Raw genomic sequence first — 25,506 nt, forward strand, 5'->3', positions numbered from 1 at the left:
CTCACCACCACTGCTCCGGCTTCGCAACAAAGCTGGCGCGTTCTTCCAAAGCTAGACCAGCATTAAACACACCTTGTTCGTCCAGCGCCCTGCCAATAATCTGTAGTCCCAAGGGAAGCCCCTGTCGGTCCAGCCCTGCTGGTACGGATATGGCTGGTAATCCTGCAAGACTGCTCGGAACCGTGAACACGTCGTTCAGATACATGGCTAGCGGGTCATCGCTTTTCTCACCCAATCCAAAGGCTGCGCTCGGCGCGGTTGGTGTAAGCAGCAGGTCACAGCTTTCCCAAGCCTTGTCGAAATCTTGCGAGATCAACGTCCGCACTTTCTGCGCTTGTGTGTAATAGGCGTCATAATAGCCGGCAGACAGCACATAGGTACCGATCATGATCCGGCGCTTTACCTCGGGTCCAAAGCCGGATTCGCGGGTTGCGGCATACATATCCTGCAGCCCTGCCCCGTCCGGCAGATCACGCATCCCGTAACGCACACCATCATAGCGCGCGAGATTGGATGAAGCTTCTGCCGGGGCGATGATGTAATAGGCTGGCAGCGCATATTTGGTGTGCGGTAAAGATACTTCGACGATTTTCGCGCCAGCATCTTTGAGCCATTCGATACCTTGCTGCCACAAAGCATCTATTTCGGGCGGCATATTGTCGACCCGATATTCCTTGGGAATACCGATACGCTTGCCGGTCAAATCGCTTTTCAGACTCGCTTCCCATTCGGGAACTGGCAGATCGAGCGAAGTTGAATCCTTGGGATCAAAGCCCGCCATCGATTCCAGCATGATCGCGCAATCGCGCACGTCATGCGCCATCGGGCCTGCCTGATCGAGCGAACTGGCAAACGCAATCGTGCCCCAACGTGAACAACGGCCGTAGGTGGGTTTGAAACCGGTAATGCCGACAAATGCGGCTGGTTGGCGGATGGAACCGCCAGTGTCGGTGCCGGTCGCTGCTGGACAGATACGTCCTGACACTACTGCTGCACTCCCCCCCGAGGAGCCGCCGGGGGCGAGGTCGGTATTACCGCCGTCGTTGCGGCGCCATGGCGAAATCACATTGCCAAAAGCGCTGGTTTCGTTGGACGAACCCATAGCAAACTGGTCCATATTCAACTTGCCTAGCATGCCAGCACCCGCCTTGAACAGGTTCGCCGATACGGTGGACTCGTACTGCGGCGTAAAACCATCGAGGATCAGGCTGCCAGCCGTCGTCGCAACGCCTTCGGTGCAGAACAGGTCTTTCATGCCAATCGGCACACCAGCCATTTTGCCAAGCGTTTCGCCAGCGGCTTTGGCCTTGTCGGTCGCTTCTGCCGCCGCCAGCGCATGATCAGGTGTTTCCACCAGAACCGCGTTTAGCGACTTTGCCGCGCTCACCCGATCGATAAATGTCTCGGCGACTTCCTTGGCCGTAAAATCGCCCGATGCAACACCGCTGCGGATATCCGCAATGCCCAGTTCAAAAATCTCAGCCATTATTCAATCACCTTCGGCACGCCAAAGAAGCCATGTTCAGCCGCCGGCGCATTGGCAAGAACCTTGTCACGGACATAGCCATCGCTGACGACGTCATCGCGCAGGCGCAGTTTGTTGGGGATCACCGCGGTCATCGGTTCAACCTTTGAGCAATCCACTTCGCCCAGTTGCTCGACCCATCCGAGGATGTTGTTGAGCTCTGGCACCAATGCGTCGGCTTCTGCTTCAGTTACGGCGATCCGAGACAGGCTTGCGATCTTTTTGACGGTTTCTTTATCGACTGACATGATTCATTCTTTATCGGTTCATCTTTTTTCGGGTAAGGGCACAGTAAATGTGTATCTCGCGCCGCTAGCATTGGCGCGAGGCCGCTTCAAGGTGAATGAGCGGCTACAGCCCAAATTGGAGTAAAATAATTGGCGCGTAAATTTCTCTATTTCGTTGCAACCATGATCGTGCTGGTCATTGCGGGGGCCTTTGTCCTGCGCATCTATGGCGAAGACTTGGCCGAAGTCGTGTTCGTGCCAAGCGCCGAATTTCAGGCTCAGGAAGTGCTGGAAGACAGTATTTATGCTGATATTTCCATGTGGTATGCACGGCCCGAGATCAAAAAAGGCAACCCCGCCCTTTGGTTGCCCCAAGGTTACGAGCCCAAAGGAGCTGGCCCGAAAGAAGATCAGCGCGCTGCGATTTTCTTTGTTCACCCGACATCTTTTATCAACAAAGATAAATGGAACGCGCCGTTGGGCGACAAAGAAACCGAGGATCGCACCAAAATCTTCCTGCGCGGACAGGCCAGTGCGTTTAACAAAGCAGGCGATGTCTGGGCGCCCCGCTATCGTCAAGCAACGCTTGGGGCGTTTCTAACCGAAAAGAAAGAAGGACAGCAGGCGCTAGATGCAGCCTATCAGGATGTCTTGATCGCCTTTGATTATTTCATTAGCGAAGTGCCGGATGATCGCCCGATCATATTGGCAGGCCATAGCCAAGGCAGCCTGCATCTCACCAATTTGCTGAAGGACCGGGTGGCCGGAACGCCTTTGGCCAATCGGATTGTTGCCGCTTATGTCGTGGGTTGGCCGGTTTCGATCGAAGCGGATGTCCCAGCTCTCGGCCTCGATGTTTGTGAAACAGCGGAGCAAACCAATTGCCTGCTCAGCTGGGAAAGCTTTGCTGAGCCCGCCGATTATGGCCGTATCGTCGAGGTTTATGACACGACCATCGGTTTTAACGGTGAGCCGCGCAAGGATACAAATCTGCTCTGCACCAACCCGATTAACGGCGACATCAATTCCGAATCACCTGCGGAACTCAATCTCGGAACATTGGTGCCCAATGACGAGTTGAGTGATGCCACGTTGGTCGAGGGTGCCGTCCCCGCCCGCTGCGACGATCGCGGATTTTTGCTCATCGGCGACCCGCCAGATCTGGGGCCTTACACCCTGCCCGGCAATAATTATCACGTCTATGATTACAGCCTGTTCTGGCGTAACGTTCGGGAAGATGTGATGAAAAGGATGACTGCATTTCTCTCGCGTTAATGACAGACGACCGGACGGCTTTTCGCGCGGCTCTGCCCGATGGCGGACGCTTGCTTGGGTTAGATGTCGGCACCAAGACGGTCGGCATGGCGCTGTGCGATGCCCAGTGGACGATCGCGACCGCTGCAGAAACCATAGAAAGACGAAAATTTTCCAAAGATCTCGAACGAATCAAGACAGTTATTGTCGACCAATTTGTATCCGGCTTTGTTGTTGGCCTGCCGCTTAATCTTGATGGTAGCCAGAGTAAGCAGACACAGGCAGCGAAATCCTTTGCCCAGAATTTACGTCCCGTTGGATTGCCCATATTATTGTGGGACGAACGCTGGAGCACACAGGCGGTTACGCGCGATTTGATAGCCGCTGATGTCAGCCGGAAACGGCGCAGCCAAGTCGTCGACCAGATGGCGGCCGCCTATATATTGCAGGGAGCGATTGACGGGCTTGCCGCGATAGAATGATGCCTCTATAGGGCTGACTTTAATGACAATTGATCAAACAGGTTCACCACCGACTGCCGGACATCAGTTTCCCGTAGGGTCGGACGCTTTTCCACATCGCCATCTGTTGGGTATCGCAGGATTGCAACCCTGGGAGATATTATTTCTTTTAAAAGAAGCAGAGCAATGGGTCGATCTTAACCGCCAGTCCAGCAAGCATGTCGATCGGCTGGATGGCCTGACCGTGATCAACGCTTTTTTTGAGAATAGCACGCGCACGCTGCTTTCGTTTGAGATTGCGGGCAAACGTATGGGCGCTGATGTCGTCAATATGCATGCGGCACAATCGAGCGTGAAAAAGGGCGAAACGCTTATCGATACGGCGGTAACGCTCAACGCCATGCGCGCTGATGCGATTGTCATTCGCCATGCTAGCTCAGGCGCCGTGCGACTTATTGCGGACAAAGTGGATTGCCCTGTCCTCAACGCCGGTGATGGCAGCCATGAGCATCCGACACAGGCCCTGCTCGACGCGCTCACAATCCAGCGGCGCAAGGGCGATATTAGCGGTCTGACCGTGACAATTTGCGGAGACGTCATGCACAGCCGGGTTGCCCGCTCCAATATCTATTGTCTGACCACCTTGGGTGCAAAGGTGAGGGTCTGCGCGCCCACATCGCTTTTACCTGCGTCTCTGGACCGGATGAACGTTGAGGCTTTCTCGAATTTTGAACAAGCACTTGATGGCGCGGATGTGGTGATGATGCTGCGGCTGCAAAATGAGCGCATGAACGGTGATTTCATCCCCAGTCCCAGAGAGTTTCATCATCTCTATGGTCTTACAAGAGAACGTCTTGCGCTGGCCAAACCGGACGCTCTGGTCATGCATCCCGGGCCGATGAACCGCGGCGTTGAGATTAGTAGCGATGTCGCCGATGATTTGGAACGCTCAGCCATTACCGAACAAGTCGAAATGGGTGTCGCCGTCAGAATGGCTTGCCTGGACGTGCTGACCCGGCGATCCCGCGGCGTGGAGGGCTGGTCATGAAACAGGTTTTTACAGATGCGCAAGTATTGGTTCCCGGAGCGCAGGCCCCGCAGTCAATCAACGTTGCCACAGATGGAGACCGCATTTGCCGGATCAGCGAAGACGGGCCATCGGAGAACCAACAGACCATTGATTGCAAAGGCGCTATATTAGCACCCGGCATTATCGATTTGGGTGTTTTTTCGATCGACAAACCGGCTTTCCACTATGGTGGAATCACACGCGCGGCACTGATGCCCGATCAGTCTCCGGTGCTCGACCTGCCAGCGATGATCAAACATAATGCATCGGAGGGCAAACCAGACCTTTGGTCCCATCCTCTCGCCGCTGCGACAAAAGGGCTGAAAGGCGCCGAACTTGCGGAAATCGGCTTGATGAAACAGGCTGGCGCCCGCGCCGTGGCAACCGGCAGAAGCTGGATCGCTGACAGCGGTATCATGCTGAAGCTTCTCCATTACTGCCATTCGCTCGATATGCCAGTGATCGTCCATAGTGAAGATCGCGGCCTTACCGCTAATGCTGTTGCAACAGCTGGCGAAACGGCTACACGTCTGGGGCTGTCGAGCGCCCCTGCTACTGCGGAGGCGCTGTCCATCGCCCGCGACATCGCTCTGGTGCGCGAAAGCGGCGCGCATGTCCATTTCCGGCAAGTTACAACAGCGCAAGGCCTTGATCTGATTCGCGCTGCGAAATCAGAAGGTTTGCCAGTGACTTGTGGAATCACACCTGCCCATCTTTTCCTGTCTGACATCGCCATCAGCGAATTCAGAACTTTTGCCAAACTGTCGCCCCCTCTCAGGAGCGAAGAGGACCGGCAGTCTTGTCTCAAAGCGATAGAAGACGGGACGATAGATGTAATTTCGTCCGGCCACGATCCTCGCGGTCCGGAAGACAAACGCCTACCTTTTGCGGAAGCAGAATTTGGCATGGCTGGCGCGGAGACGTTGCTGGCCCTTTCGCTCAATCTCGTTCGCGACGGGCTAATTGGCCTAAATCGTTTGTTTGAACTACTTTCAGCAACACCGGCGAAGATATTGGGTGTGGAAGCGGGGCAAATTACGGAAGGTTATGAAGCGGATCTGATAGTGATTGATCCAGAGGCACCGTGGCAGATCGATACTCGCAAAATGGCAGCGTCAGCAGGCAATACCCCCTTTGACAAGCTACCGGTTCAGGGACGGGTTCACGCCATATATAAGGGCGGAAAAGCGCTTTAGCTTCCCCGCCCTCAATAATTGTGGTTTCTTGTTTTTTAGCGAGCAGCCATTTGCGTTGGGCGAACTTTTTCGACGTTACGCACGATGCAAGCACCGCCTTTGGATTTGATACCGCTACACATATCTTTTGCGGATTGCTCATTACCAAAGCCCATGGCGGCCAGACGATAGAGGGTCTTTCCATTCCGCTGGATCGTGGAGCTTGCATATTGGAAGGAAGCCAAATCCTTATTCTGCGATGACAAGATGCCCCAAGCGCGCTTCACATTTTCAGGTGAAGAAAAGACGCCCAGTTGCACCAGATGTTTGCCATTTGAAATAGACCGTGCACGCGGAGTGAAAGCCACTTTTTGCAAAACTGGTTTCACCGCAGCGATGACTTGCTCTGCTGCGGTTGTAGCAGGAACTGCCTTTGCAGCCGGTGCTGGAGCGTCGGAACTTTCAACAATGAAAGTCTTTTCCGGAGCCGCTGGAACAGGCTTCACAGCCTTTGCTTTTTCCGCGGGCTTGCTCGCTGGAATCGCAACCTTAGTTACCGTGACGTTGTTTTCCTTAGCCATGAAATCCACTTCGGAATCAGCCGCTGGCGCAGCGCCTACAGCTGGTAGTGGTATATCACGGTCAAAACTGGCGACTTCACGGCTATAATCTTGCGCAGGCGTTGCCTCGGCGACAACAGGCATGGCCGGCGCCGCATTAAGCGCCAGACGTACTGGTTGACCGGGATCATTGGCGATCGGCTTAACATTCAACAAAGATGCCACGCGTACGTCATAAGCACCTGGACGCGCCATCTGTGCCCATTGCATCATGCGATTGTCCAAAGTTGCTGGCGTCATATCTTGCATCGCCATCAGCTTCGCTTCTTTCCAGCGACCGTCCAGAGCATAAGCCAGCCCCAGATTTTGACGGGTACGGCCAGTGACATTGTTCGAACGAATGGCATTTTCCAAAATTGCAATAGCCGCTTTGGAATCACCGGTCAGGGCCAAAGCGAGACCGTAATCAGCGGTTGGAATAAACTGGCGATTGGTTTCAATCAGCTGCTTCGCTTTATTCGCTTTGCCTTGCCCCAATTGTGCCAGGCTAAGGCTCAATACGGTGCGTGCATCGTTCTTGCCCAGTTCCATAGCATCAAGAAAGCTGCGCTCGGCGGAATAGAAACGCCCGGCTGCCAGGTAAGACTGGCCAAGCAATGCCCGTGTTTCAGGATCATTGCCTACACCAGCGACAGATCGTTCTGCATAAACAATTGCGTCTTGAATCTTGCCTTTGGCCATAGCCTTTTCAGCTTTTTTGGCATATTTTTCGCCATCTTTGACCGTAGCAGGTTTGCTCGACACAGATGCTACCGAGCCACCTCCGAAAGGACCGCAACCGGTCAAGGTTGTCGAAATGACCATAGTCGAAGCGGCCAGTTTCAGTATTGTATCGCGTTTCATATCAATGCCCTCGCAATTAAATTCTATATATTGTGTTTAAGCAGCGCCGCGTGACGGAATGCGCTCTGCCAAGTCGTCAAGTTCGGGGATAGACCTCAAATATTCATCCACGGCTTTGGTTACCAACTGTTGTGCAGAGACATTCTTCACAGCCGTTGCTAACCGCAGTTTCAGGTGCCTGTCGGCGTCCAACCTTAAGGTAAACGCGGCCTTGGCTTTCCGTGTCCGGGACTTTTGCGCCGGACGACGTTTTTTTGTTGGCTTCTTGGCCTCGACTGCCTTTTTGCGCGGTGGTGGCGCTACGCCGATGTTGGAATTTTCAACAACAGGAGCCACTTCACGAGAAATGGACAGCGGAACGGGGACAGATGGCTTTTTAGCAACTGGCTCTGCCTGTTGTTCTTGCGCCGGCGCGGATTCCGTTACTTCGGGCTCAGCCGCGGCTGCTTCTTCACGTTTTGGATGCTGGCTCAATTTGGCAGCAATTTCTTCCTGCTGTTTCTTGACCGCTGGCACAACTTCGGGAATCGCGCCGGCTAAGGGATTATAGTGATACTGATCCGCATCGACAGGCCCCTGTGCATCCGCTTGCGCGGCTCCATGGTCTGGATTGGTGTCATATCCCATGTCATTCCAACCCAGATCTTCTGTTTCATGATCGGGCTCTGATGGAAATGCCATTCCCTGACGCCGCATGGCGGGCTTTGCGCCGCCCTTACGTGCGAGAAGAGAGGATGACAGGGATGCTAATGGCTTAGGTTCGCTCATATTCTCTGCTCCACCCATTAAGACCCGATGACCCGGCGACCGAAATTGCTTCCGGGCCGAGGCGCTCCGACATTGGCTGTCGGTGCCATGGCAGGTGATGAAAATACGGTGCGGCGGAAATTCTTCTCCAACCGGTCGGAGATATAACCCCAAAGCTGTTGAATTTCCTGGGAAGATCGTCCTTCCGGATCGACCTCCATAACGGTGCGGCCATCGATCATGGAACCGGCAAAATCCGTGCGGTGATGAACGGTAATCGGTGCCACTGTACCGTGCTGTGATAATGCCACGGCGGCTTCCGAAGTGATTTTGGCTTTCGGCGTCGCTCCGTTCACAACAAAGAGTAACGGCTTGCCTGCACGCTCGCACAGGTCAACCGTCGCACCCACGGCACGCAAATCATGCGGACTGGGGCGCGTTGGAATGACAATAAGTTCGGCAACCGAGATCACGGACTGGATCGCCATGGTAATAGCCGGAGGCGTATCAATGACGGCCAGCTTGAAACCTTGCTGCCGCAGGATCGCTAGATCGGCGGCAAGACGAGATACTGTCGTCTGTGCAAAAGCAGGCAATTCCGCCTCGCGCTCGTTCCACCAATCAGCCAACGAGCCTTGGGGATCGATATCGATCAGGACAACTGGGCCAGCTCCGGCCAGCTGGGCTTGTACGGCCAAATGACCCGACAAAGTTGTTTTGCCGGAGCCACCTTTTTGGGATGCCATTGCTAGAACTCGCACTCTATTCCCCTCGGTCTCTTTTAGGGTTGATCAGGACGTCTGAATTACATTCATCGCCTTCTCTGACAGAACAGCGCTAAAATAGGGTTAACAAACGCGTGATGTTTTTCGCGGGGCCAAATTTATTTTACACGACGTTATAATTGGTGCCAGGCCGCGCCCGTTTTTTCAGACAAGGTTACGAAAAATTTGCAAATTGGCGTTAAGAAGAAATTACGGATAAGATGATGTCCATAAATTTGCAGACCGAGGGCCTTTCGCATGAAAAATTCCAAAATAGCACGCCACCTGTTAATGGCCTCCGCCGTTTTCGGATTGACGTCACCTGCATTGGCGGACGTCAAAGATGGCGTAGATGCCTGGGGCCGCGGTGACTATAAGGCCGCTATCGCCGAATGGCGCGGACCGGCCAGTGCTGGTGACGCTGATGCCCAGTTTAATATGGCGCAGGCTTATAAACTGGGCCGCGGCGTGCCGATGGATTTGGCCACCGCCGAAAAATATTATAAAAAGGCGGCCGATCAGGGACATTTACAGGCCAGTGATAATTATGGTTTGATCCTGTTCCAGAACAAGCGCCGCGAGGACGCCCTGCCCTATTTGCAAGCCTCCGCCAATCGCGGCGAGCCACGCGCGCAATATGTTTTGGGCACGGGCCATTTCAATGGTGACTTTGTCGAGAAGGACTGGGTCAAGGCTTATGCGTTGATGACTCGCGCTTCTGCCGCTGGTCTGCCGCAAGCGACATCCAATATGGCGCAAATGGATAAATATATTCCGCTCAACCAACGCCGCACTGCCATCCAGCTAGCCAGTCAGATGGAAGAAAATGAAAAGCGCGTGCGCACGGCGCAGGTCGGTGGGCTGCGGCCGCCACCATCGAGCGGAGCCATTCAAACAGCACAACTGCCTGCATCGCGGCCAGCCATTCCCATACCAGCGCCGGCATCTGCTCCAGTAACGACTCCTAAGCCAGCGCCGGTTGCTTCTGCCGTTGTTCCTCCTGTTGTTCAACCAGTGCCTGCCCCAGTAGCAGCACCGCCTGTTACAAAACCTGCTCCTGCTCCAACGCCTGTGCGCGCCGCAGCGGCTGACAATTGGCGGGTTCAACTGGGTGCTTTTGGTGATCGGAACAAAGCAAAGGCCCTTTGGAATAACCTGGAAAAACGGGTTTCTGCCTTAGACAAGCTGCAACCTTATTTGGTCGCGGCTGGCAAAATTACACGGTTACAGGCTGGCCCGTTTGCGACCAAGGCACAGGCGAGTAAGGTTTGCGGCACTGTCAAAGCCTCTGGTAATGATTGTATCGTGAAGGCGCGATAAGTTCTGCGCGCTCGGACGTCTAACCTTTTACCCAATCACGAGAAAAAATGCCTTGAATATAAAGCAGGGCGCTGAGATCATTATGTTTAATCGCTGCATCGGCAGCAGCAGAAGCTTTGGGCTTTGCACGATAAGCGACGCCCATTCCCGCCAGTGCTATCATAGGAATATCATTGGCTCCGTCGCCAACAGCCATACACTGATCCAGTGAGAGTCCGGCAGATCGGGCACTCTGCCGCAGCAACTCCGCTTTTCTTTGCGCATCGACAACCGGCCCATCTAATTTTCCAGTCAAATGACCGTCCGCCTCCGCTAATATATTCGCTTCCGCACTGGCAAACCCTATGGATTTCGCCACCGGGTCGGCAAATCTGGTAAAGCCGCCCGACACCAAAACGGTCTTGGCCCCGCGCGTAGCCATAGTCTGGACCAAGGTCTTAGCGCCCGGCATGATTTCGACTTTTTCATCCAGACATCGATCAATCGCAGAAAGCTCTAGTCCCGCGAGTAAGGCGACCCTGCCCCTCAGCGCCTCTTCAAAATCAAGCTCCCCAAGCATTGCACGTTCAGTAATTTCAGCGATCTGATCTTTGATACCAGCATAACCTGCCAGTTCATCGATACATTCGACGGTGATCATTGTGCTATCCATGTCGGATATCAGCAGCTTTTTTTCGCGATTCTCAGCGTGTTGGACAATAAAATCTATTCCAGCACACTCTATAGACAATGCATCGCGCGCCGCCGCCAATTCACCGTCGAAGAAAATATCAGCCGCTTTGCCGTCGACTACATCACCCATGCGAGTAATCTGTCCGCCCGCTTCCGCCAAACGATCGGCGACCGAACTTAGCTCTCCCTTTTCCAGCTGATCTGCTGCTATTAGCGTGGCGATGAGCATATATTCTCCCAAAGATAAAAAAGATGTGGCGTTGATCGTCGGCCCGACGGCCAGCGGCAAATCCGCATTGGCACTGGAGCTCGCCAAAAAGCAACCCTCTGTGATTATCAACGCGGATAGTGCTCAGGTCTATACTGACCTGCAAATCCTGAGCGCGCGCCCAAGCAAAGACGAGATGGAAAGCATAGATCATCGCCTTTACGGCTATATTGATGGTGCTCACACATGCTCGGCAGCGCGATGGGCTAGCGACGCGAAGGCCGAGATCGCGGCTGCTCACAATAAAGATCTACTACCGATATTAGTGGGCGGAACTGGCCTCTATGTCCGCACGCTGCTGAACGGGATCGCTCCGATACCGGAAATTGCCCCCGCTATACGCGCGGAAGTTCGGAATCTGGAGGTGGCAGATGCCTATACAGCTTTGCGCGAAGAGGATCCTATATCGGCTGACCGTCTGAACCCCAGAGACTCGAGCCGGATCATGCGAGCCCTGGAAGTTGTTAGATCATCCGGCAAGCCGATGGTTCACTGGCATGCCCATATGGCGGGCGGTATTACGGATGAAATTACCTTGCACCCTCTGGTCCTGCTTCCCCCGCGCGACTGGCTTTATGAACGTTGTGATCGCCGGTTTCAGATCATGCTCGATGGCGGCGCACGCGATGAAGTTGCTCAGTTATTGGATCGGAATCTACCCGATGATTGTCCGGTTATGCGCGCAATTGGCGTTCCGGAGATTATCGCAATCATCAAAGGCGACAGCAGCCCTGAGGATGCCAAGGAGCAAGCAATGGCCGCTACCCGCCAATATGCCAAACGCCAATATACATGGTTTCGAAATCAGTGTCCGGCGGATTGGCCTTGCTATGATGAGATTATAAATAATGTTAATTACCGTAATATTGTTAGATTATTACAATAATTAGCCTTGACACAACATATATAAATATGTAGCGCCGCCCCGATCAAGCGGTTGCTGTGCCCAATCTTGCACGTTGCCTTGCAGTGCAGCATCGCCTATCAAACGCCCGCCCACGCGCGGGTTTAACAATGACGATGGAGCTTAAAGTGGCCGAAAAAAGCGGTGCAGAAATATTGGTTCAAACCCTGCTTGATCTGGGTGTCGACACCGTATTCGGCTATCCCGGCGGCGCGGTTTTGCCGATTTATGATGCGCTTTATAACCATCCCAAGATCAAGCATATTCTGGTCCGCCACGAACAAGCGGCCACCCATGCCGCTGAGGGCTATGCGCGCTCCACTGGTAAACCGGGCGTCGTGCTGGTGACTTCTGGCCCGGGAGCGACCAATGCCGTTACCGGGATTACCGATGCCTTGATGGACTCAATTCCGATGGTTGTGATTACCGGCCAGGTGGCGACCAATCTTATTGGGTCGGACGCCTTTCAGGAAGCCGATACAGTGGGCATCACCCGCCACTGCACCAAACATAACTATCTGGTCAAAAAGCCGTCCGATCTTGCCGGCGTGCTGACAGAGGCCTTCCATATCGCAACCCAGGGCCGTCCTGGTCCGGTGGTTGTTGATATTCCCAAAAATGTTCAAGTCGCTGAGGCTGAGTTTAACAGCCATAACGGGAAACCAAATTCCCGCTATCAGCCGCAAATTGACGGTGATTTCAAGGCGATAAACGAAGCCGCTGAAATGATCATGAAGGCAAAGGCGCCAATTCTCTATACCGGCGGCGGCATTATCAACAGCGGTCCGAAAGCCAGTGAAACCTTGCGCGAGCTGGCAGAATTGCTTGGCGCCCCGGTTACATCCACCTTAATGGGGTTGGGTGCTTTCCCTGCCGCTTCTGAACAATGGCTCGGTATGCTTGGCATGCACGGCACTTATGAAGCCAATATGGCGATGAACCGCTCTGATTTAATTATTTGTCTCGGGGCGCGCTTTGATGACCGTATCACGGGCCGGATTGACGCGTTTTCACCCAATAGCAAGAAAATCCACGTCGATATTGATCGATCCTCGGTTAACAAGACGATCCGCGTCGATCTCCCCGTTATAGGCGATGTTGGCCGGGTTATGGAGCAATTGCTGGCGGTCCTTAAAGGCCGGAAGTTCAACGCTCCCGACTATGAAGAATGGTGGGCCCGCATCAAAGGCTGGCGCGCGACCAATTGTCTTGCTTATCCCGAAAGCAAAGCGGAAATCATGCCGCAAGAGGCGATCCGCAAGCTTTGGGAAGCCACCCATGAGCGTCATCCGATCATCACAACCGAAGTCGGCCAGCACCAAATGTGGGCGGCCCAGCATTTTGATTTTGAAAAACCGAACAAATGGCTGACCAGCGGCGGCCTGGGCACGATGGGTTACGGCTTACCTGCCGCGATCGGGGCACAACTCGGTGATCCCGATGCGCTGGTGATTGATATTGCGGGGGAAGCCTCCATCCAGATGAATATTCAGGAGCTGGGTACGGCCAGCCAATATCGCCTGCCAGTCAAGATTTTCATCCTCAACAACGAATATATGGGCATGGTCCGGCAATGGCAGGAACTGACTTATGAAAGCCGTTATTCAAATAGTTATAGCGATAGCTTGCCAGATTTTATCAAGCTGGCGGAAAGCTATGATTGGACTGGCATATTGATCGAAGACCCGGCTGATCTGGAAGCGGGCATAAAGAAAATGATCGCAACAGACGGCCCGGTATTGGTTGATTGCCGCGTCGCCAAACTGGCTAACTGTTTCCCGATGATTCCATCCGGCGCGGCGCATACCGACATGTTGCTGACACCTGAAGATGTCAAAGGCACGATGGACGATAACGCAAAGGCGCTGGTGTGATGCATATCAAGGAAGAACAAGTCGAACGCCATGTTCTGGCGGTGCTCGTCGACAATGAAGCTGGGATCCTTGCACGGATCGCCGGCATGTTCACCGCCCGCGGTTATAATATTGAGAGCCTGACGGTCGCTGACATTAGCGCCGACCATGCGATTAGTCGGATAACCATTGCCACCAATGGCCCACCGCATGTCATCGAACAGATTATCGCCCAGCTTGACCGATTGGTGCCTGTCCATAGCGTGCGCGACCTGACCGAAGCCGGTCCACATGTGCAGCGCGAGCTGGCACTGGTGAAAGTTGCCGGTAAAGGCGAAAATCGGATCGAAGCGATGCGCCTCGCCGATGTCTATCGCGCCCGGGTTGTCGATGCGACCACCGAAAGCTTTGTTTTCGAAATTACCGGTGCGCCGGATAAAATTCAGACATTTGTCGGCCTGATGCGCGAAGTCGGCCTGGTGGAAGTCGGTCGCACTGGTGTTGTCGCTATTGGTCGCGGTCCGGAATCGGCATGAGTGAAATATTGCTCACGATTGCAGCCATATTAGCGCTCGCGACAGTGTTGGTGCATTCTATCGTCGGGGAGAAGCGCCTAATCGGCCCGCTCGTCACCGCTGGCGACGGCGTCATGCAAGAAGACCTGGCTAAACAAGTCATTCGTTTCGCATGGCATTTTACCAGCATTCTCGGCCTGATCGCCGTCTATATCCTGGCCATGGCCGCCTATGATTTTGCGGCGGCCGACGTCACTTTACTGGCCGTTACCGGATCGGCATTTCTAATTGCCGGTATCTATGATGCCATCGTTACCAAAGTAAAGCATATCGGCTGGCCCATGCTGGCGGCCGTCGGTGCCTTGACCCTATTCGCTATTCTCTGAGACTTAAGGAAGAAAAATGAAAGTTTATTACGACGCAGATGCCGATCTCGACCTGATCAAAGACAAAAAGATCGCGATTGTCGGCTATGGCAGCCAGGGCCATGCGCACGCACAAAACCTGCGTGATAGTGGTGTGAAAGAAGTAGCCATAGCGCTGCGCGAAGGTTCCGCTACCGCCAAAAAAGCCGAAAGCGCTGATTTCAAAGTGCTTAGCAATGCAGAGGCTGCTGCGTGGGCTGACATTGTTATGATCCTTGCGCCGGATGAGCACCAGGCCGCGATCTATGCTGCGGATTATCATGACAATATGAAATCCGGGGCAGCCCTGGCCTTTGCACACGGCCTTAACGTCCATTTCGGCCTGATTGAGCCGCGCGATGATCTCGACGTCATCATGATCGCCCCCAAAGGCCCCGGCCATACCGTACGCAGCGAATATCAGCGCGGCGGCGGTGTCCCCTGCCTCGTCGCTATCCATGCGGACAAGAGCGGCAATGCCCATGATGTCGCCCTCGCCTATGCATCCGGCGTCGGTGGCGGCCGTTCTGGCATTATCGAAACCAACTTCCGCGAAGAGTGCGAAACCGACCTGTTCGGCGAGCAAGCAGTCCTTTGTGGCGGGATCACCCATTTGATTCAGGCGGGTTTCGAAACCCTGACCGAAGCTGGCTACGCACCGGAAATGGCTTATTTCGAGTGTTTGCATGAAACCAAGCTGATCGTTGACCTGCTCTATGAAGGCGGCATTGCCAACATGCGTTATTCCATCTCCAACACAGCGGAATATGGCGATATCACAACGGGTCCGCGGATCATCACCGATGAAACAAAGGCAGAAATGAAACGGGTGTTGGCCGACATTCAGTCCGGTCGTTTCGTCAAGGACTTCGTTCTTGACAACCGTGCTGGACAGCCTGAACTAAAAGCCGCCCGGAAACAAGCAGAGGCGCATCCCATCGAGAAAACTGGTGCCGAACTTCGTGCGATGATGCCATGGATTGGTGCCAACCAGTTGGTCGATAAAGAAAAGAACTAAGCCGGCGATATATGACCGCGTCTGCATTAGCGCAACAAAAGCTAAGCGGCGCGGTCTCTGGCTTCCGCAAAATTGAGTAGATCCTCCGACACTTCTTTGTCGCAGTTTTGGATCAGCGCAGAAACCGCCTCGACCAGGCTGTTATCGCTATCCACATATTTGGAAGCCATGGACCAATTGGGGAATTGCCGCCGTCCGATATATCCGGATTTGAGCGGTATGACAGCAATATGACGTCGGTCGCAGGATATGCGAGCAAATGTCTCTTCGACTTTCTGCTGGTCACCCTCCAAATATTGCAGAAACCGTGATTTATCCTGAATGAGAAGGCCGGTAATATTGTTGTAGGTGTTGTTTTTTCGCGAAGCGTCCAGAATATCATCGACATCAGCAGGGCCAATTTCTGCTTGCGGTGTGCTGATGTAGATCATCCGATACATGCGACTGCCTCTGAACGCTAAGGCTTTGTGGTTTAACCGGCATAAGTTAATTTTGCGCTATCAGCGCCGCTATCACGCAAAGGACTCGCAATACAAAAGGGCGACAGCATTATCGCCGTCACCCTTTCTAATATTATTGATTATCGAATGTGGCATCTTCTGGCACCGAAGGCCAAGCAGCGTTGGCTTTTTCGATAAAGCCAGGAATATCTTTTAGCCATGTTTCCTGCACTTGCTTGTTGAAGTTCAGATATAGCTTACCATCAACCACTCTATAATAGACTGGATCGCCCGGTGCCAGGCGACCGCGTGACATTGCCCAAGCACAGTGACCACCAAATTGCGGAGCATATGCTGCGGGTTCGGCCTCAAACTTCGCCGCATTTTCAGCGCTCGAAAAATAATAGTCCACGTCGTTATAGGTGACGCCAAATTCTTCAGAGCCTTTGACAGGCGTACCGTCCCCTTCAAAATAGCTGACCGCATCATAACCACTAACCGCGACGCCTGCAGGGCCATCTGGATTAATAAAAACAGGACCTGTCATATTATCAGTCACTTCGGCGAAGTCAGACATTGGCATTTCCGTGCCCGGCATCATGTCGTCAGATGTCGCACTTGTTTCAGATCCTGACGCTTCCTCAGAACCTTGCTCAGAACAAGCGACGGGAAGGGCCGCCATTAAAATGGCAGGGATAAAAATCTTTCTCATTGGCACATCCTCTTTTGACTTTTACAAAGTTGGGAAGGATCTCATAATTGAAAATCCTTCCCCAGCCAAGTGTTTGAATGGCCGTAGTTATTTTATCGATTATTCCGGTGCGCAGGCTGCACAAGCGGCCGGTTCTGCTCCACATGATGCGGCATTGGCGCTGCAATCGGCGGCACAGGTTGCAGCGGCACAGGCTCCGCAGTCTGCTGCACAATTTGTTGCTGCACAGGCTCCACAGGCCGCAGCACAAGCTGCTGCTGCACAGGCGCTACAAGCAGACTGGACTACTGGAGCCGCAGCCGTACAGGTTGCCAATGCCGCCGATGGAGTTGCCAGAGACAGGCCGCCCATGACAGCGAGCATTGCGGAGAGTTTGCGTTGCTTATTAACGGGATTATTCATGGTATTTTCCTTTGATATAGATGTTAAGTTAGAAAGTTGCGTGACGAATAGGGGGTCGAATTAACCGCCAAATTTGGCGTTATCCGGGAATTTTGGCCAGTTGATATCAGCCTTTTTGATGAAGCCGGCGACGTCGGTCAGCCAGGTTTTCTGCACCTGTTTGTTGACGTTGAGATAAAGTTTACCGTCGACAACTTTGTAAACCAGTGGATCACCGGGAGCGAGCGAACCGCGTGACATCGCCCATGCACAGTGACCACCATATTGCGGGGCAAATTGTGCCGGTTTTTCTTTGAACTTTTTGGCGTTAGCGGCGGTACTGAAATAATAGTCAGCGCCCTTATATTTCACTTTATGCGCCTTGCTGCCTTTGACGGGAACGCCGGTTCCGGTGAAGTAAGAAGTGACATCATAACCGCCAACTGCAGTGTTGCCGCCTTTGACCCCGGTATAGGTTGGACCGGCGATAGCGGCATCAATCGGGAGAGCAAAAGTTCCGGTGGTCGCTGCGAGTGCGAGTGCGAGAGGTAGAATAAGATTTTTCATTTTCAGTTCCTTGGTAAGATTTAAGTTCTTGTGATTGAGGGTAAAAATAATTTCGTTGAGCCGTCATGCTCGTTGATGGTTTCGCGGACGAGAGCAAAAAGGTTTCACTTCCCGCAAAATAAATTCACCAGCGTGGTTGATTTTTGCACCGCAGCAGATATGAACAACAGCCATGGCAAGTGTCTCAAACCTAGAGCTACAACGACTTATGCGCCCTTAGGCGTAGCTGTGCTGCTGCTCGATGCGGCGGCCCCGTCTAAGGGATTATTTTTTCCAGAAAATTGAAATTAACTAGCAATTTCCGCCTTGCGCGAAATCGCTTGCAGCATAAGAGTATCGACCATGCATCCTGTACCATCTCAAAAATATCGCCCCTTTGGCCAAATTGATTTGCCCGACCGCCAATGGCCGTCTCGCGTCATCGACAAGGCTCCACGCTGGCTCTCCACCGACCTTAGGGATGGCAATCAGGCGCTCATTGATCCGATGGATGCGCAGAAGAAACAGCGTTTCTTTGATCTGCTCGTCAAAATCGGGATCAAGGAAATTGAAGTCGGTTTCCCGTCTGCCGGTGCGACGGACTTTGATTTCATCAGCGGCCTGGTCAAGTCGGACAGCATACCAGATGATGTCATGGTGCAGGTGCTGACCCAGTCCCGCCGTGATCTGATCGAAACCAGCTTCGCCAGCCTGGAAGGCGCGAAGCAGGCGATTGTCCATCTCTATAATGCGGTTTCGCCAGCATGGCGTGATGTTGTCTTCAAGCTAGGCAAGGACGGCGTGAAGGATATTGCCAAGGAAGGCGCAACCATCCTGCGCGAACAAGCAGAAAAATATCCTGATACTGACTGGCATTTCGAATATTCACCGGAAACCTTCTCCACAGCCGAAATCGATTTCAGCCTCGAAGTCTGCGAAACCGTGATGGATATTATCGAGCCAACGGCAGAGAAACCGCTGATCCTTAACCTGCCAGCGACAGTCGAGGCATCGACGCCCAATATCTATGCCGACCAGGTGGAGTGGATGTGCAAGCATATCAGCAAGCGCGACCACGTCGTGATCAGCCTGCACACCCATAATGATCGTGGTTCGGGCATTGCGGCATCGGAACTCGGCTTGATGGCTGGCGCGGACCGCGTCGAAGGCTGTCTGTTCGGCAATGGTGAGCGCACCGGCAATGTCGATCTGGTGACGCTGGGCCTCAATATGTACACGCAGGGTGTTGACCCGAAACTTGATTTTTCCAACATGGATGAAATTGTCAATACAGTCGAATATTGCAATCAACTGCCCGTGCCAGAACGCCACCCCTATGCTGGAGAGCTGGTCTTCACGGCTTTTTCCGGCTCGCATCAGGACGCAATCAAAAAAGGCTTTGCAGCGCAGGAACAGCGCAATGACGAGCTGTGGAATGTCCCGTATCTGCCGATTGATCCGCGCGACATCGGCCGTGACTATGAAGCGGTGATCCGGGTCAACAGCCAGTCCGGCAAGGGCGGTATCGCCTGGATATTGGAACAGGATTACGGGCTAAAACTGCCTAAGCGTCTGCAAGCCAATTTCAGCCGCACGGTGCAGGAGCTGGCTGACGAGACAAGCCGGGAACTGTCTGCCGAAGATATCTGGGGTGCGTTCCAGAAACGCTATCATCTCGATGGCGGCGGCGATTACAGCCTGATCGACTATCAGGAGAGCCAGACCGGCGGCGAACGCATATTTGTCGGAAAGGTCAAAGGCCCCGATGGCGAAACGTCCGTCAGTGGTCGCGGCAATGGCCTGATATCGAGCGTTGTTGACGCCCTCGCCTCTTCATTGGGCATCACGCTGGAAATCATGGATTATCAGGAACATGCACTGGGTTCAGGCAAAGACGCGCAGGCCGCGGCCTATGTCGAATGCAAAACCGGAGATGGTCGCGAATTCTATGGTGTCGGTATCAATAGCGATGTCGCAAGGGCCTCGGTTGAAGCGCTGCTCAGTGCCGTAAACCGGATTTAGCACCCGGATTAAGCAATCGGTTAAAATAACAGTGGAATCCGCTGCCGCTTGCGGTATGGCGGACTTCTAAGCTTTTCTGTTTAGCCTTTTCTATTGGGGACTTTATGACTTTACCTGCCATATTCGACAATCTTCGCCTGCCGCTTATCGGTTCACCTCTGTTTATCGTATCGGGACCGGAATTGGTCATTGCGCAGTGTAAAGCCGGTATCGTCGGATCCTTCCCCGCCCTCAACGCGCGGCCGCAAAGCCTGCTCGACGAGTGGATGCACCAGATTACCGAGGAGCTGGCCGCATGGAACCGGGACAATCCCGACAAGCCGGCGGCGCCCTTTGCGGTGAATCAGATCGTCCATAAGTCCAATGACCGACTTGATCAGGACATGGCGACCTGTGCCAAGTGGAAAGTGCCGCTGATCATCACTTCTTTGGGTGCCATCGAAGATCTCAATACCGCAGTCCATGGCTGGGGCGGGATTACGATGCATGACATTATCAACGACCGCTTTGCGCATAAAGCGATTGAGAAAGGTGCAGATGGCCTGATCCCCGTCGCTGCCGGTGCTGGCGGCCATGCTGGTGTCATCTCTCCTTTTGCTCTGATGCAGGAAATTCGCCAATGGTTTGACGGCCCGGTCGCTTTGTCCGGCTCTATCGGTTGCGGCGCCTCCATATTGGGTGCGCAAGCCATGGGCGCAGACCTCGGCTATATGGGCTCAGCGTTTATTGCGACCAAGGAAGCCAATGCCGATCAAGGCTATAAAGACGGTATTGTTGAAGGCCGTGCCAAAGATATTGTCTATTCCGACCTGTTCACTGGTGTCAGCGGCAATTATCTGCGTGGTTCGATAGAAAATGCCGGCCTCGATCCCGATGATCTGCCACAAGGCGACTATAAGACCATGAACTTCGGCTCCGGCGGCAATACCGAGAAAAAGGCCTGGAAAGACATCTGGGGCAGTGGTCAGGGCATAGGTGCGATTGATGAAGTCCGCTCGGTTCAGGATATGGTCGACCGGTTGATTGCTGAGTATCAGGAAGCACGCGACAGTTTGGCGACACGATTTAACTATTAAGACCAGTTTCAAGGCGAGATAAAATGACGGATCGAATTCAAGGCGTTTGTGATCCACGTTTTGAAGCCGTCAGAGACGCCTTCAAAGCCAATTTTAGCGACCATAATGATATCGGCGCATCGGTCGCTATCACCTATCAAGGGGAGTTTGTGGTTGATCTGTGGGGTGGTCATCTTGACGCCGAACGGACAACAGCTTGGCAGGAAGATACAATCGTCAACGTTTGGTCGAGTACCAAAACAATGGCGGCAATGTCGTTGCTACTATTGGCTGATCGCGGAGAAGTTGATCTCCATGCACCAGCAGCAAAATACTGGCCTGAATTTTCGCAAAACGGCAAAGAAAATGTCGAAGTCCGCCATTTCTTAAGTCATACCGCTGGCCTCTCCGGCATGGATGAGCCGGTTGAGGGCGATGCCCTGTATGATTGGGATTGGATGACGAATAGCCTGGCACGTCAGAAACCCTGGTGGAAACCCGGTACACAGTCTGGATATCACGCGATAACACAGGGCCATCTCATTGGGGAGGTTGTTCGCCGTGTTACCGGCCAATCAATCGGAAATTTCTTCCGGCAAGAAATTGCAGAACCCATGGACGCTGACTTTCACATTGGCACGCCTGCAAATCTGGATAGCCGGATCGGTAATTTGATCCCGCCAGAAGCAGCCATCGAGATCGAAGATAATCAATCGATCGCCTCTCGGACATTTGCTAACCCAAAAGTCGATGCTACTGAACCGCGCAGACACAAATGGCGCGAAGCAGAGATTCCGGCTGCCAATGGCCATGGTAACGCCCGTTCCATCGTTCGTGCGCAGACAGCCATGGCAAACGGCGGCGGCGCATTTGGCAAGACGCTGATGTCAGACGCGGGGGCCAAGCGCATTTTTGAACAACAGTCGGCGGGCCTCGACCTCGTTCTGAATGTGCCCATGGTCTTTGGCATGGGTTATGGCCTGAACAATGAACTCATGCCCATAAGTCCCAATAAAAATACCTGTTTCTGGGGCGGATATGGTGGCTCTACGGTTGTGGTTGATCAGGATCAGCGTCTTTGTTTTTCATATGTCATGAACCGGATGGAATCTGGTCTTTTGGGCGATCCAAGAGGGCTAGGTCTCGTTCAAGCCATGTATGCTTCACTACTGGAATAATCCGAGCTTCCTCCGCTTGTTGCGCCGGTCCAGATATGATTTGCCGTTCAACCCCTAACTGTCCGGACGAACGGTTAGGCTTAGTAGCGCCGCTTAACTATTGATCATCGTTATGATAACCCGACCATCCACTTGGAGCGAAAACAGAATGCAAACAGCGAAATGGATGAGACTGAAATATGCAGGACTGGCAATTTTCTGCTGCCTGTCCTCGGCATCAGCGTCTGAGGTCAAAACGATCCCCGACAATGAAACGCTGGTGATGCGGATCATTTTCGATGATTGCCTGGGTTTCATTCAAAAAGACATCACACCATTTCAGGGCCTGTTGCTTTTGCCAATAACGGTCAAAGGCAGCGATGCGCTGCGCGCACGCTACACCGAAAATGGGGCGATACATCATCTATTTTCTGATCGCTATGTTGTGGCTTGGGGAGAGGATAGCGACGATCGCTATTGCATAGTTCTTACGTCCAGACCTTCTGATCAACCCATGATGTTGGGCGTAAAGCGGGCTGGCTTTCTGAAACGCCTGACCAAGCGCGCCGATGCAGCGGGCATGACCGAAAACAACATGCCCGGACCTTTTTCACCGCTATATACCATGTCATGGCGTTCGCCTGATGAAGATGGCCAGTCCGGACTCAGAATGGTTGTCATGCCCTCGGGTAGTTCGAAAGATAAGCAGATAGCCGATGCTGGGATTATTGTCGTGGCCCAGAGCATTAGCGGCCAGGAAGACTAAGCGGGCTTATTCGCTCTGCGTTCGGGGTTTTGCCTTCAAATAGATGCCGCCGCCCAATTTTTCAGAATGGTCAGACGATTGCTGGCCCGAAAGAGCCAGTATCGAAACCATCAGGCTATTGAGCAAACGACCTGCGATATTCTCTTCCTACATCTCACCGCGTTCACGGCGGATAGCGAACCATTTTTCGACATTGGCATTATGCTCGGCCAGTGTTTTTGCGAAAACGTGGCCGCCTTTGCCATCGGCGACAAAGAACAGATAATCGCTGTCAGCGGGATCAAGCACAGCTTCGATCGACGCCCGCCCGGGATTGGCGATCGGCCCCTTAGGCAATCCTACCATGGAATAGGTGTTGTAATCATTTACCGCCGCAATTTCCGATTGCCGGATGCGGCGACCCAGCGGCTTACCCTTGGTGATCGGATAGATAATCGTCGGATCGGCCTGTAGCATCATGTTACGATTGACGCGGTTGCTGTAAACCGCCGCAACCGTTCGGCGCTCGCGGGCTAGAGCGGTTTCTTTCTCGACAATGGCTGCCAATATAATAGCTTCTTCCGGCGTTTTGACCACGCTGGCGGCGGTCTTTTTGGGCCAAAGCTCTGCAATTGTTTCCGTCATCGCCTTTTGCATCCTTGCGACGACAGCGGCTCGCGATTCTCCGCGCTCGAAACTATAGCTGTCCGGCAATATCGATCCCTCCGCCGGTACCGGGATCTCACCCGTCAGCAGTTTTTCTGCCATCAGCTTCTCATGCACAATGATTGATGGTGTGCCTTCGGGAATAGTGATCAGGCGCTGAATGGTTTTTCCGCCCTGCAATATATTCAATATCGTCGCATTGCTTGCGCCGGCGGGGATGATGAATTCACCCGCTTTGATCGGTTCCGATCCGCCAAAAATCTTGGCGCGATTCAGAAACGCATCCGCGGACTTGATCGCGCCCTCTTCCTCTAATGCCTGAGCCGCCATGCTGAGGCTTGAACCGGATTTGATGATAATTGCTTGCTCATTCTCAAGCGGTCCACTGGCATTCCAGCCATAGATGAAGTTGCCGGCTACCAGTCCGAAAATAACCGTTGCGATTATAAGGATAAGGCAACCGAAGCGCCGCATGATGGGGCTATACCGCCTTCATAATGACGCTGGCGTTAGTCCCGCCAAAGCCGAAGCTGTTGCTGAGCACTGCTTTAACCTCACGCTTTTTGGCGACATGCGGCACCAGATCAACACCAGCGCAGCTCTCTTCCGGATCGTCCAGATTGAGCGTTGGCGGAACAGTCTGATCACGCAACGCCAATATTGAGAATATCGCCTCAACAGCGCCTGCCCCACCCAGCAAATGGCCAATGGCGGATTTGGTCGAACTCATCGACATCGTCTTGACATCATCGCCAAATAAACGGCGCACCGCCGCCAGTTCCAGGACATCGGCCATGGTCGATGTGCCATGGGCGTTGACATAGTCAATATCAGAAGTCGAAAGGCCAGAGCGTTTCAGCGCCATCTCCATCGAACGATAAGCCCCCACGCCATCTGGATGCGGTGCTGTTACGTGGTGCGCATCGCCAGAAAGGCCATATCCGACAACTTCAGCATAGATATTCGCGCCGCGCGCCTTGGCGCGTTCATATTCTTCCAGAACGACAACACCTGCGCCCTCTCCCATGACGAAACCATCACGGTTTTTGTCATAAGGGCGCGAGGCGCCTTCTGGATTATCGTTATTTGTCGACAGCGCTTTGGCCTGCGCGAAACCGGCAATTCCGATCGGGCAAATCGTTGCTTCCGCACCGCCAGCCAACATGACATCAGCATCATCCAAAGCGATCATCCGTGCCGCATCGCCAATGCTGTGCGCACCGGTCGAACAGGCGGTCACAACAGCATGGTTAGGACCCATCAAGCCATATTTGATCGAAACCTGACCAGAAATCAGATTGATCAGGCGCCCGTGGACAAAGTGCGGGCTGACCCGGCCCGGGCCGCGCTCATGCAAAACGAGCGATTCTTTTTCAATACCCGGTAATCCGCCAATGCCGGAGCCGATTGAACAACCAGTACGCAGCTTGTCCTCATCGCTCATCTCGGTCAGGCCAGCATCTTCCAACGCTTGTCCGGCGGCATCAATACCATAAACAATGAATGGGTCTACCTGACGCTGGACCTTGTGGTCGACGCGCAAATTCGGGTCAAAACCATATTCATGGTCAGCGGGCTTCACTTCGCAGGCAATGTGACATTTCTGATCAGAAGCATCAAAGCGTGTGATCTTTCCAGCACCGGATTTCGAAGCAAGGATATTGCTCCAGCTTGTTTCCACATCTCCGCCAAGAGGGGTTACCAAACCCAGTCCGGTCACTACAACACGACGCATTCTATGCTCCTTATATCGGACTTGCGTGAAGCCCTAATTCAAAAGCGGCCACCGGTTTCAGGAAATGCTTCCCAGGCCGGTGAGCCGCTTTGTAATCATTTAGCGATCATTGGCCCCAGAATGTCGGCCCAAAACATTGGCCCGCATCCCAAAATCAATTAACCCTTGTTTTTGTCGATGAAATCAATTGCATCTTTGACAGTAGCGATTTTTTCAGCCGCATCGTCAGGAATTTCGACGCTGAATTCTTCTTCGAAAGCCATCACAAGCTCAACAATGTCGAGGCTGTCAGCGCCAAGATCATCGATGAATGCCGCTTCTTCGGTCACTTTGTCAGCTTCTACACCAAGATGTTCAACAACAATCTTTTTTACGCGGTCTGCAGTCTCACTCATGAGAGTTCCTTCT

General features: G+C 53.3%; 28 protein-coding genes. 16 read left to right on the forward strand and 12 right to left on the reverse strand.

Annotation, left to right across the window (positions count from 1 at the left end; genetic code table 11):
* Window position 1: 1 nt before the first annotated feature.
* Window positions 2-1,486: an Asp-tRNA(Asn)/Glu-tRNA(Gln) amidotransferase subunit GatA gene (gene gatA, locus J4G78_RS01790; RefSeq protein ID WP_207988181.1), complete on the reverse strand. Its 1,485-nt coding sequence runs from the start codon at window positions 1,484-1,486 to the stop codon at window positions 2-4.
* The gene (gene gatC / locus J4G78_RS01795; protein ID WP_207988182.1) at window positions 1,486-1,773 is read right to left on the reverse strand and encodes an Asp-tRNA(Asn)/Glu-tRNA(Gln) amidotransferase subunit GatC; all 288 of its coding nucleotides are present in this window, start codon (window positions 1,771-1,773) and stop codon (window positions 1,486-1,488) included. The genes gatA and gatC overlap by 1 nt, the downstream gene beginning before the upstream one ends.
* A 129-nt stretch (window positions 1,774-1,902) precedes the next feature.
* On the opposite strand from gatC, the gene J4G78_RS01800 reads away from it, so the two are divergent.
* From J4G78_RS01800 to J4G78_RS01815, 4 genes are read left to right on the forward strand one after another with little or no spacing between them, the layout of a single operon-like run.
* A complete protein-coding gene (locus tag J4G78_RS01800) occupies window positions 1,903-3,027 on the forward strand; it encodes a DUF3089 domain-containing protein (protein ID WP_207988183.1) in 1,125 nt (374 codons plus the stop codon).
* On the forward strand, window positions 3,027-3,488 hold the full coding sequence (gene ruvX, locus J4G78_RS01805) for a Holliday junction resolvase RuvX (protein WP_207988184.1): 462 nt from the start codon (window positions 3,027-3,029) through the stop codon (window positions 3,486-3,488). Before J4G78_RS01800 ends, ruvX begins: the two co-directional genes overlap by 1 nt.
* 22 nt (window positions 3,489-3,510) lie before the next feature.
* Window positions 3,511-4,515: an aspartate carbamoyltransferase catalytic subunit gene (locus J4G78_RS01810; RefSeq protein ID WP_207988185.1), complete on the forward strand. Its 1,005-nt coding sequence runs from the start codon at window positions 3,511-3,513 to the stop codon at window positions 4,513-4,515.
* Window positions 4,512-5,732, forward strand: coding sequence for a dihydroorotase (locus J4G78_RS01815; protein ID WP_207988186.1), 1,221 nt, complete (start codon window positions 4,512-4,514; stop codon window positions 5,730-5,732). Before J4G78_RS01810 ends, J4G78_RS01815 begins: the two co-directional genes overlap by 4 nt.
* A 35-nt stretch (window positions 5,733-5,767) precedes the next feature.
* Here J4G78_RS01815 and J4G78_RS01820 read toward each other — a convergent pair whose 3' ends face one another.
* Genes J4G78_RS01820 through J4G78_RS01830 form a run of 3 tightly spaced genes read right to left on the reverse strand, consistent with a single transcriptional unit; the run spans window position 5,768 to window position 8,682 of the window.
* On the reverse strand, window positions 5,768-7,174 hold the full coding sequence (locus J4G78_RS01820) for an SPOR domain-containing protein (RefSeq protein WP_207988187.1): 1,407 nt from the start codon (window positions 7,172-7,174) through the stop codon (window positions 5,768-5,770).
* A gap of 36 nt (window positions 7,175-7,210) precedes the next feature.
* Window positions 7,211-7,942, reverse strand: coding sequence for a hypothetical protein (locus J4G78_RS01825; protein WP_207988188.1), 732 nt, complete (start codon window positions 7,940-7,942; stop codon window positions 7,211-7,213).
* 17 nt (window positions 7,943-7,959) lie between these two features.
* On the reverse strand, window positions 7,960-8,682 hold the full coding sequence (locus tag J4G78_RS01830) for an AAA family ATPase (protein WP_207988189.1): 723 nt from the start codon (window positions 8,680-8,682) through the stop codon (window positions 7,960-7,962).
* 261 nt (window positions 8,683-8,943) lie between these two features.
* On the opposite strand from J4G78_RS01830, the gene J4G78_RS01835 reads away from it, so the two are divergent.
* Window positions 8,944-10,005 (forward strand): SPOR domain-containing protein, encoded by a 1,062-nt coding sequence (locus tag J4G78_RS01835; protein WP_243457183.1) that lies wholly within the window; start codon window positions 8,944-8,946, stop codon window positions 10,003-10,005.
* Between the two features lie 19 nt (window positions 10,006-10,024).
* On the opposite strand, the gene serB is transcribed toward J4G78_RS01835, so the two are convergent.
* The gene (gene serB / locus J4G78_RS01840) at window positions 10,025-10,906 is read right to left on the reverse strand and encodes a phosphoserine phosphatase SerB (RefSeq protein ID WP_207988190.1); all 882 of its coding nucleotides are present in this window, start codon (window positions 10,904-10,906) and stop codon (window positions 10,025-10,027) included.
* Between serB and miaA the strand changes: the two genes are divergently transcribed.
* From miaA to ilvC, 5 genes are all read left to right on the forward strand, one after another.
* A complete protein-coding gene (gene miaA / locus J4G78_RS01845; protein WP_207988191.1) occupies window positions 10,899-11,831 on the forward strand; it encodes a tRNA (adenosine(37)-N6)-dimethylallyltransferase MiaA in 933 nt (310 codons plus the stop codon). The two genes, serB and miaA, sit on opposite strands and share 8 nt — an antisense overlap.
* A gap of 146 nt (window positions 11,832-11,977) precedes the next feature.
* Window positions 11,978-13,723, forward strand: a complete 1,746-nt coding sequence (locus tag J4G78_RS01850) for an acetolactate synthase 3 large subunit (RefSeq protein WP_207988192.1) — start codon at window positions 11,978-11,980, stop codon at window positions 13,721-13,723.
* Window positions 13,723-14,238, forward strand: a complete 516-nt coding sequence (ilvN, locus tag J4G78_RS01855) for an acetolactate synthase small subunit (protein WP_207988193.1) — start codon at window positions 13,723-13,725, stop codon at window positions 14,236-14,238. The genes J4G78_RS01850 and ilvN overlap by 1 nt, the downstream gene beginning before the upstream one ends.
* Window positions 14,235-14,603, forward strand: a complete 369-nt coding sequence (locus J4G78_RS01860; RefSeq protein ID WP_207988194.1) for a hypothetical protein — start codon at window positions 14,235-14,237, stop codon at window positions 14,601-14,603. Before ilvN ends, J4G78_RS01860 begins: the two co-directional genes overlap by 4 nt.
* 16 nt (window positions 14,604-14,619) lie before the next feature.
* Window positions 14,620-15,639 (forward strand): ketol-acid reductoisomerase, encoded by a 1,020-nt coding sequence (ilvC, locus tag J4G78_RS01865; RefSeq protein ID WP_207988195.1) that lies wholly within the window; start codon window positions 14,620-14,622, stop codon window positions 15,637-15,639.
* Between the two features lie 41 nt (window positions 15,640-15,680).
* Here ilvC and J4G78_RS01870 read toward each other — a convergent pair whose 3' ends face one another.
* Together J4G78_RS01870 and J4G78_RS01875 are read right to left on the reverse strand one after the other, a co-directional pair.
* Entirely contained in the window at window positions 15,681-16,079 is a 399-nt protein-coding gene (locus J4G78_RS01870; protein WP_207988196.1) for a BLUF domain-containing protein, read from the reverse strand.
* 133 nt (window positions 16,080-16,212) lie between these two features.
* Window positions 16,213-16,656 carry a YHS domain-containing (seleno)protein gene (locus J4G78_RS01875; RefSeq protein WP_207988197.1) on the reverse strand — a complete coding sequence of 148 codons (444 nt, stop codon included), beginning with the start codon at window positions 16,654-16,656 and terminating at the stop codon, window positions 16,213-16,215.
* A 22-nt stretch (window positions 16,657-16,678) separates the two neighbouring features.
* Between J4G78_RS01875 and J4G78_RS01880 the strand changes: the two genes are divergently transcribed.
* Window positions 16,679-17,257 (forward strand): hypothetical protein, encoded by a 579-nt coding sequence (locus tag J4G78_RS01880; protein WP_207988198.1) that lies wholly within the window; start codon window positions 16,679-16,681, stop codon window positions 17,255-17,257.
* Here J4G78_RS01880 and J4G78_RS01885 read toward each other — a convergent pair.
* Window positions 17,254-17,739, reverse strand: coding sequence for a YHS domain-containing (seleno)protein (locus J4G78_RS01885; RefSeq protein ID WP_207988199.1), 486 nt, complete (start codon window positions 17,737-17,739; stop codon window positions 17,254-17,256). The genes J4G78_RS01880 and J4G78_RS01885 overlap by 4 nt on opposite strands.
* Window positions 17,740-17,769: 30 nt before the next feature.
* Between J4G78_RS01885 and J4G78_RS01890 the strand changes: the two genes are divergently transcribed.
* The 5 genes from J4G78_RS01890 (at window position 17,770) to J4G78_RS01910 (ending at window position 22,718) form a co-directional block, all read left to right on the forward strand.
* Entirely contained in the window at window positions 17,770-18,024 is a 255-nt protein-coding gene (locus tag J4G78_RS01890; protein WP_207988200.1) for a hypothetical protein, read from the forward strand.
* 57 nt (window positions 18,025-18,081) lie between these two features.
* Complete coding sequence (gene leuA, locus J4G78_RS01895; protein ID WP_207988201.1) at window positions 18,082-19,740, forward strand: 2-isopropylmalate synthase; 1,659 nt, start codon at window positions 18,082-18,084, stop codon at window positions 19,738-19,740.
* Between the two features lie 104 nt (window positions 19,741-19,844).
* Window positions 19,845-20,816 (forward strand): NAD(P)H-dependent flavin oxidoreductase, encoded by a 972-nt coding sequence (locus J4G78_RS01900; protein WP_207988202.1) that lies wholly within the window; start codon window positions 19,845-19,847, stop codon window positions 20,814-20,816.
* Between the two features lie 23 nt (window positions 20,817-20,839).
* On the forward strand, window positions 20,840-21,973 hold the full coding sequence (locus tag J4G78_RS01905; RefSeq protein WP_207988203.1) for a serine hydrolase domain-containing protein: 1,134 nt from the start codon (window positions 20,840-20,842) through the stop codon (window positions 21,971-21,973).
* Window positions 21,974-22,121: 148 nt separating this feature from the next.
* Window positions 22,122-22,718 carry a hypothetical protein gene (locus J4G78_RS01910; protein ID WP_207988204.1) on the forward strand — a complete coding sequence of 199 codons (597 nt, stop codon included), beginning with the start codon at window positions 22,122-22,124 and terminating at the stop codon, window positions 22,716-22,718.
* Window positions 22,719-22,865: 147 nt separating this feature from the next.
* On the opposite strand, the gene mltG is transcribed toward J4G78_RS01910, so the two are convergent.
* From mltG to J4G78_RS01925, 3 genes are all read right to left on the reverse strand, one after another.
* A complete protein-coding gene (gene mltG / locus J4G78_RS01915) occupies window positions 22,866-23,837 on the reverse strand; it encodes an endolytic transglycosylase MltG (RefSeq protein ID WP_207988205.1) in 972 nt (323 codons plus the stop codon).
* Between the two features lie 7 nt (window positions 23,838-23,844).
* Window positions 23,845-25,098, reverse strand: a complete 1,254-nt coding sequence (gene fabF / locus J4G78_RS01920; RefSeq protein WP_207988206.1) for a beta-ketoacyl-ACP synthase II — start codon at window positions 25,096-25,098, stop codon at window positions 23,845-23,847.
* Between the two features lie 158 nt (window positions 25,099-25,256).
* Window positions 25,257-25,493 carry an acyl carrier protein gene (locus J4G78_RS01925; RefSeq protein ID WP_207988207.1) on the reverse strand — a complete coding sequence of 79 codons (237 nt, stop codon included), beginning with the start codon at window positions 25,491-25,493 and terminating at the stop codon, window positions 25,257-25,259.
* Between the last annotated feature and the right edge of the window lie 13 nt (window positions 25,494-25,506).

The sequence above is a fragment of the Parasphingorhabdus cellanae genome (genome assembly GCF_017498565.1).
In the GTDB taxonomy this organism is placed as follows: Bacteria; Pseudomonadota; Alphaproteobacteria; order Sphingomonadales; family Sphingomonadaceae; genus Parasphingorhabdus; species Parasphingorhabdus cellanae.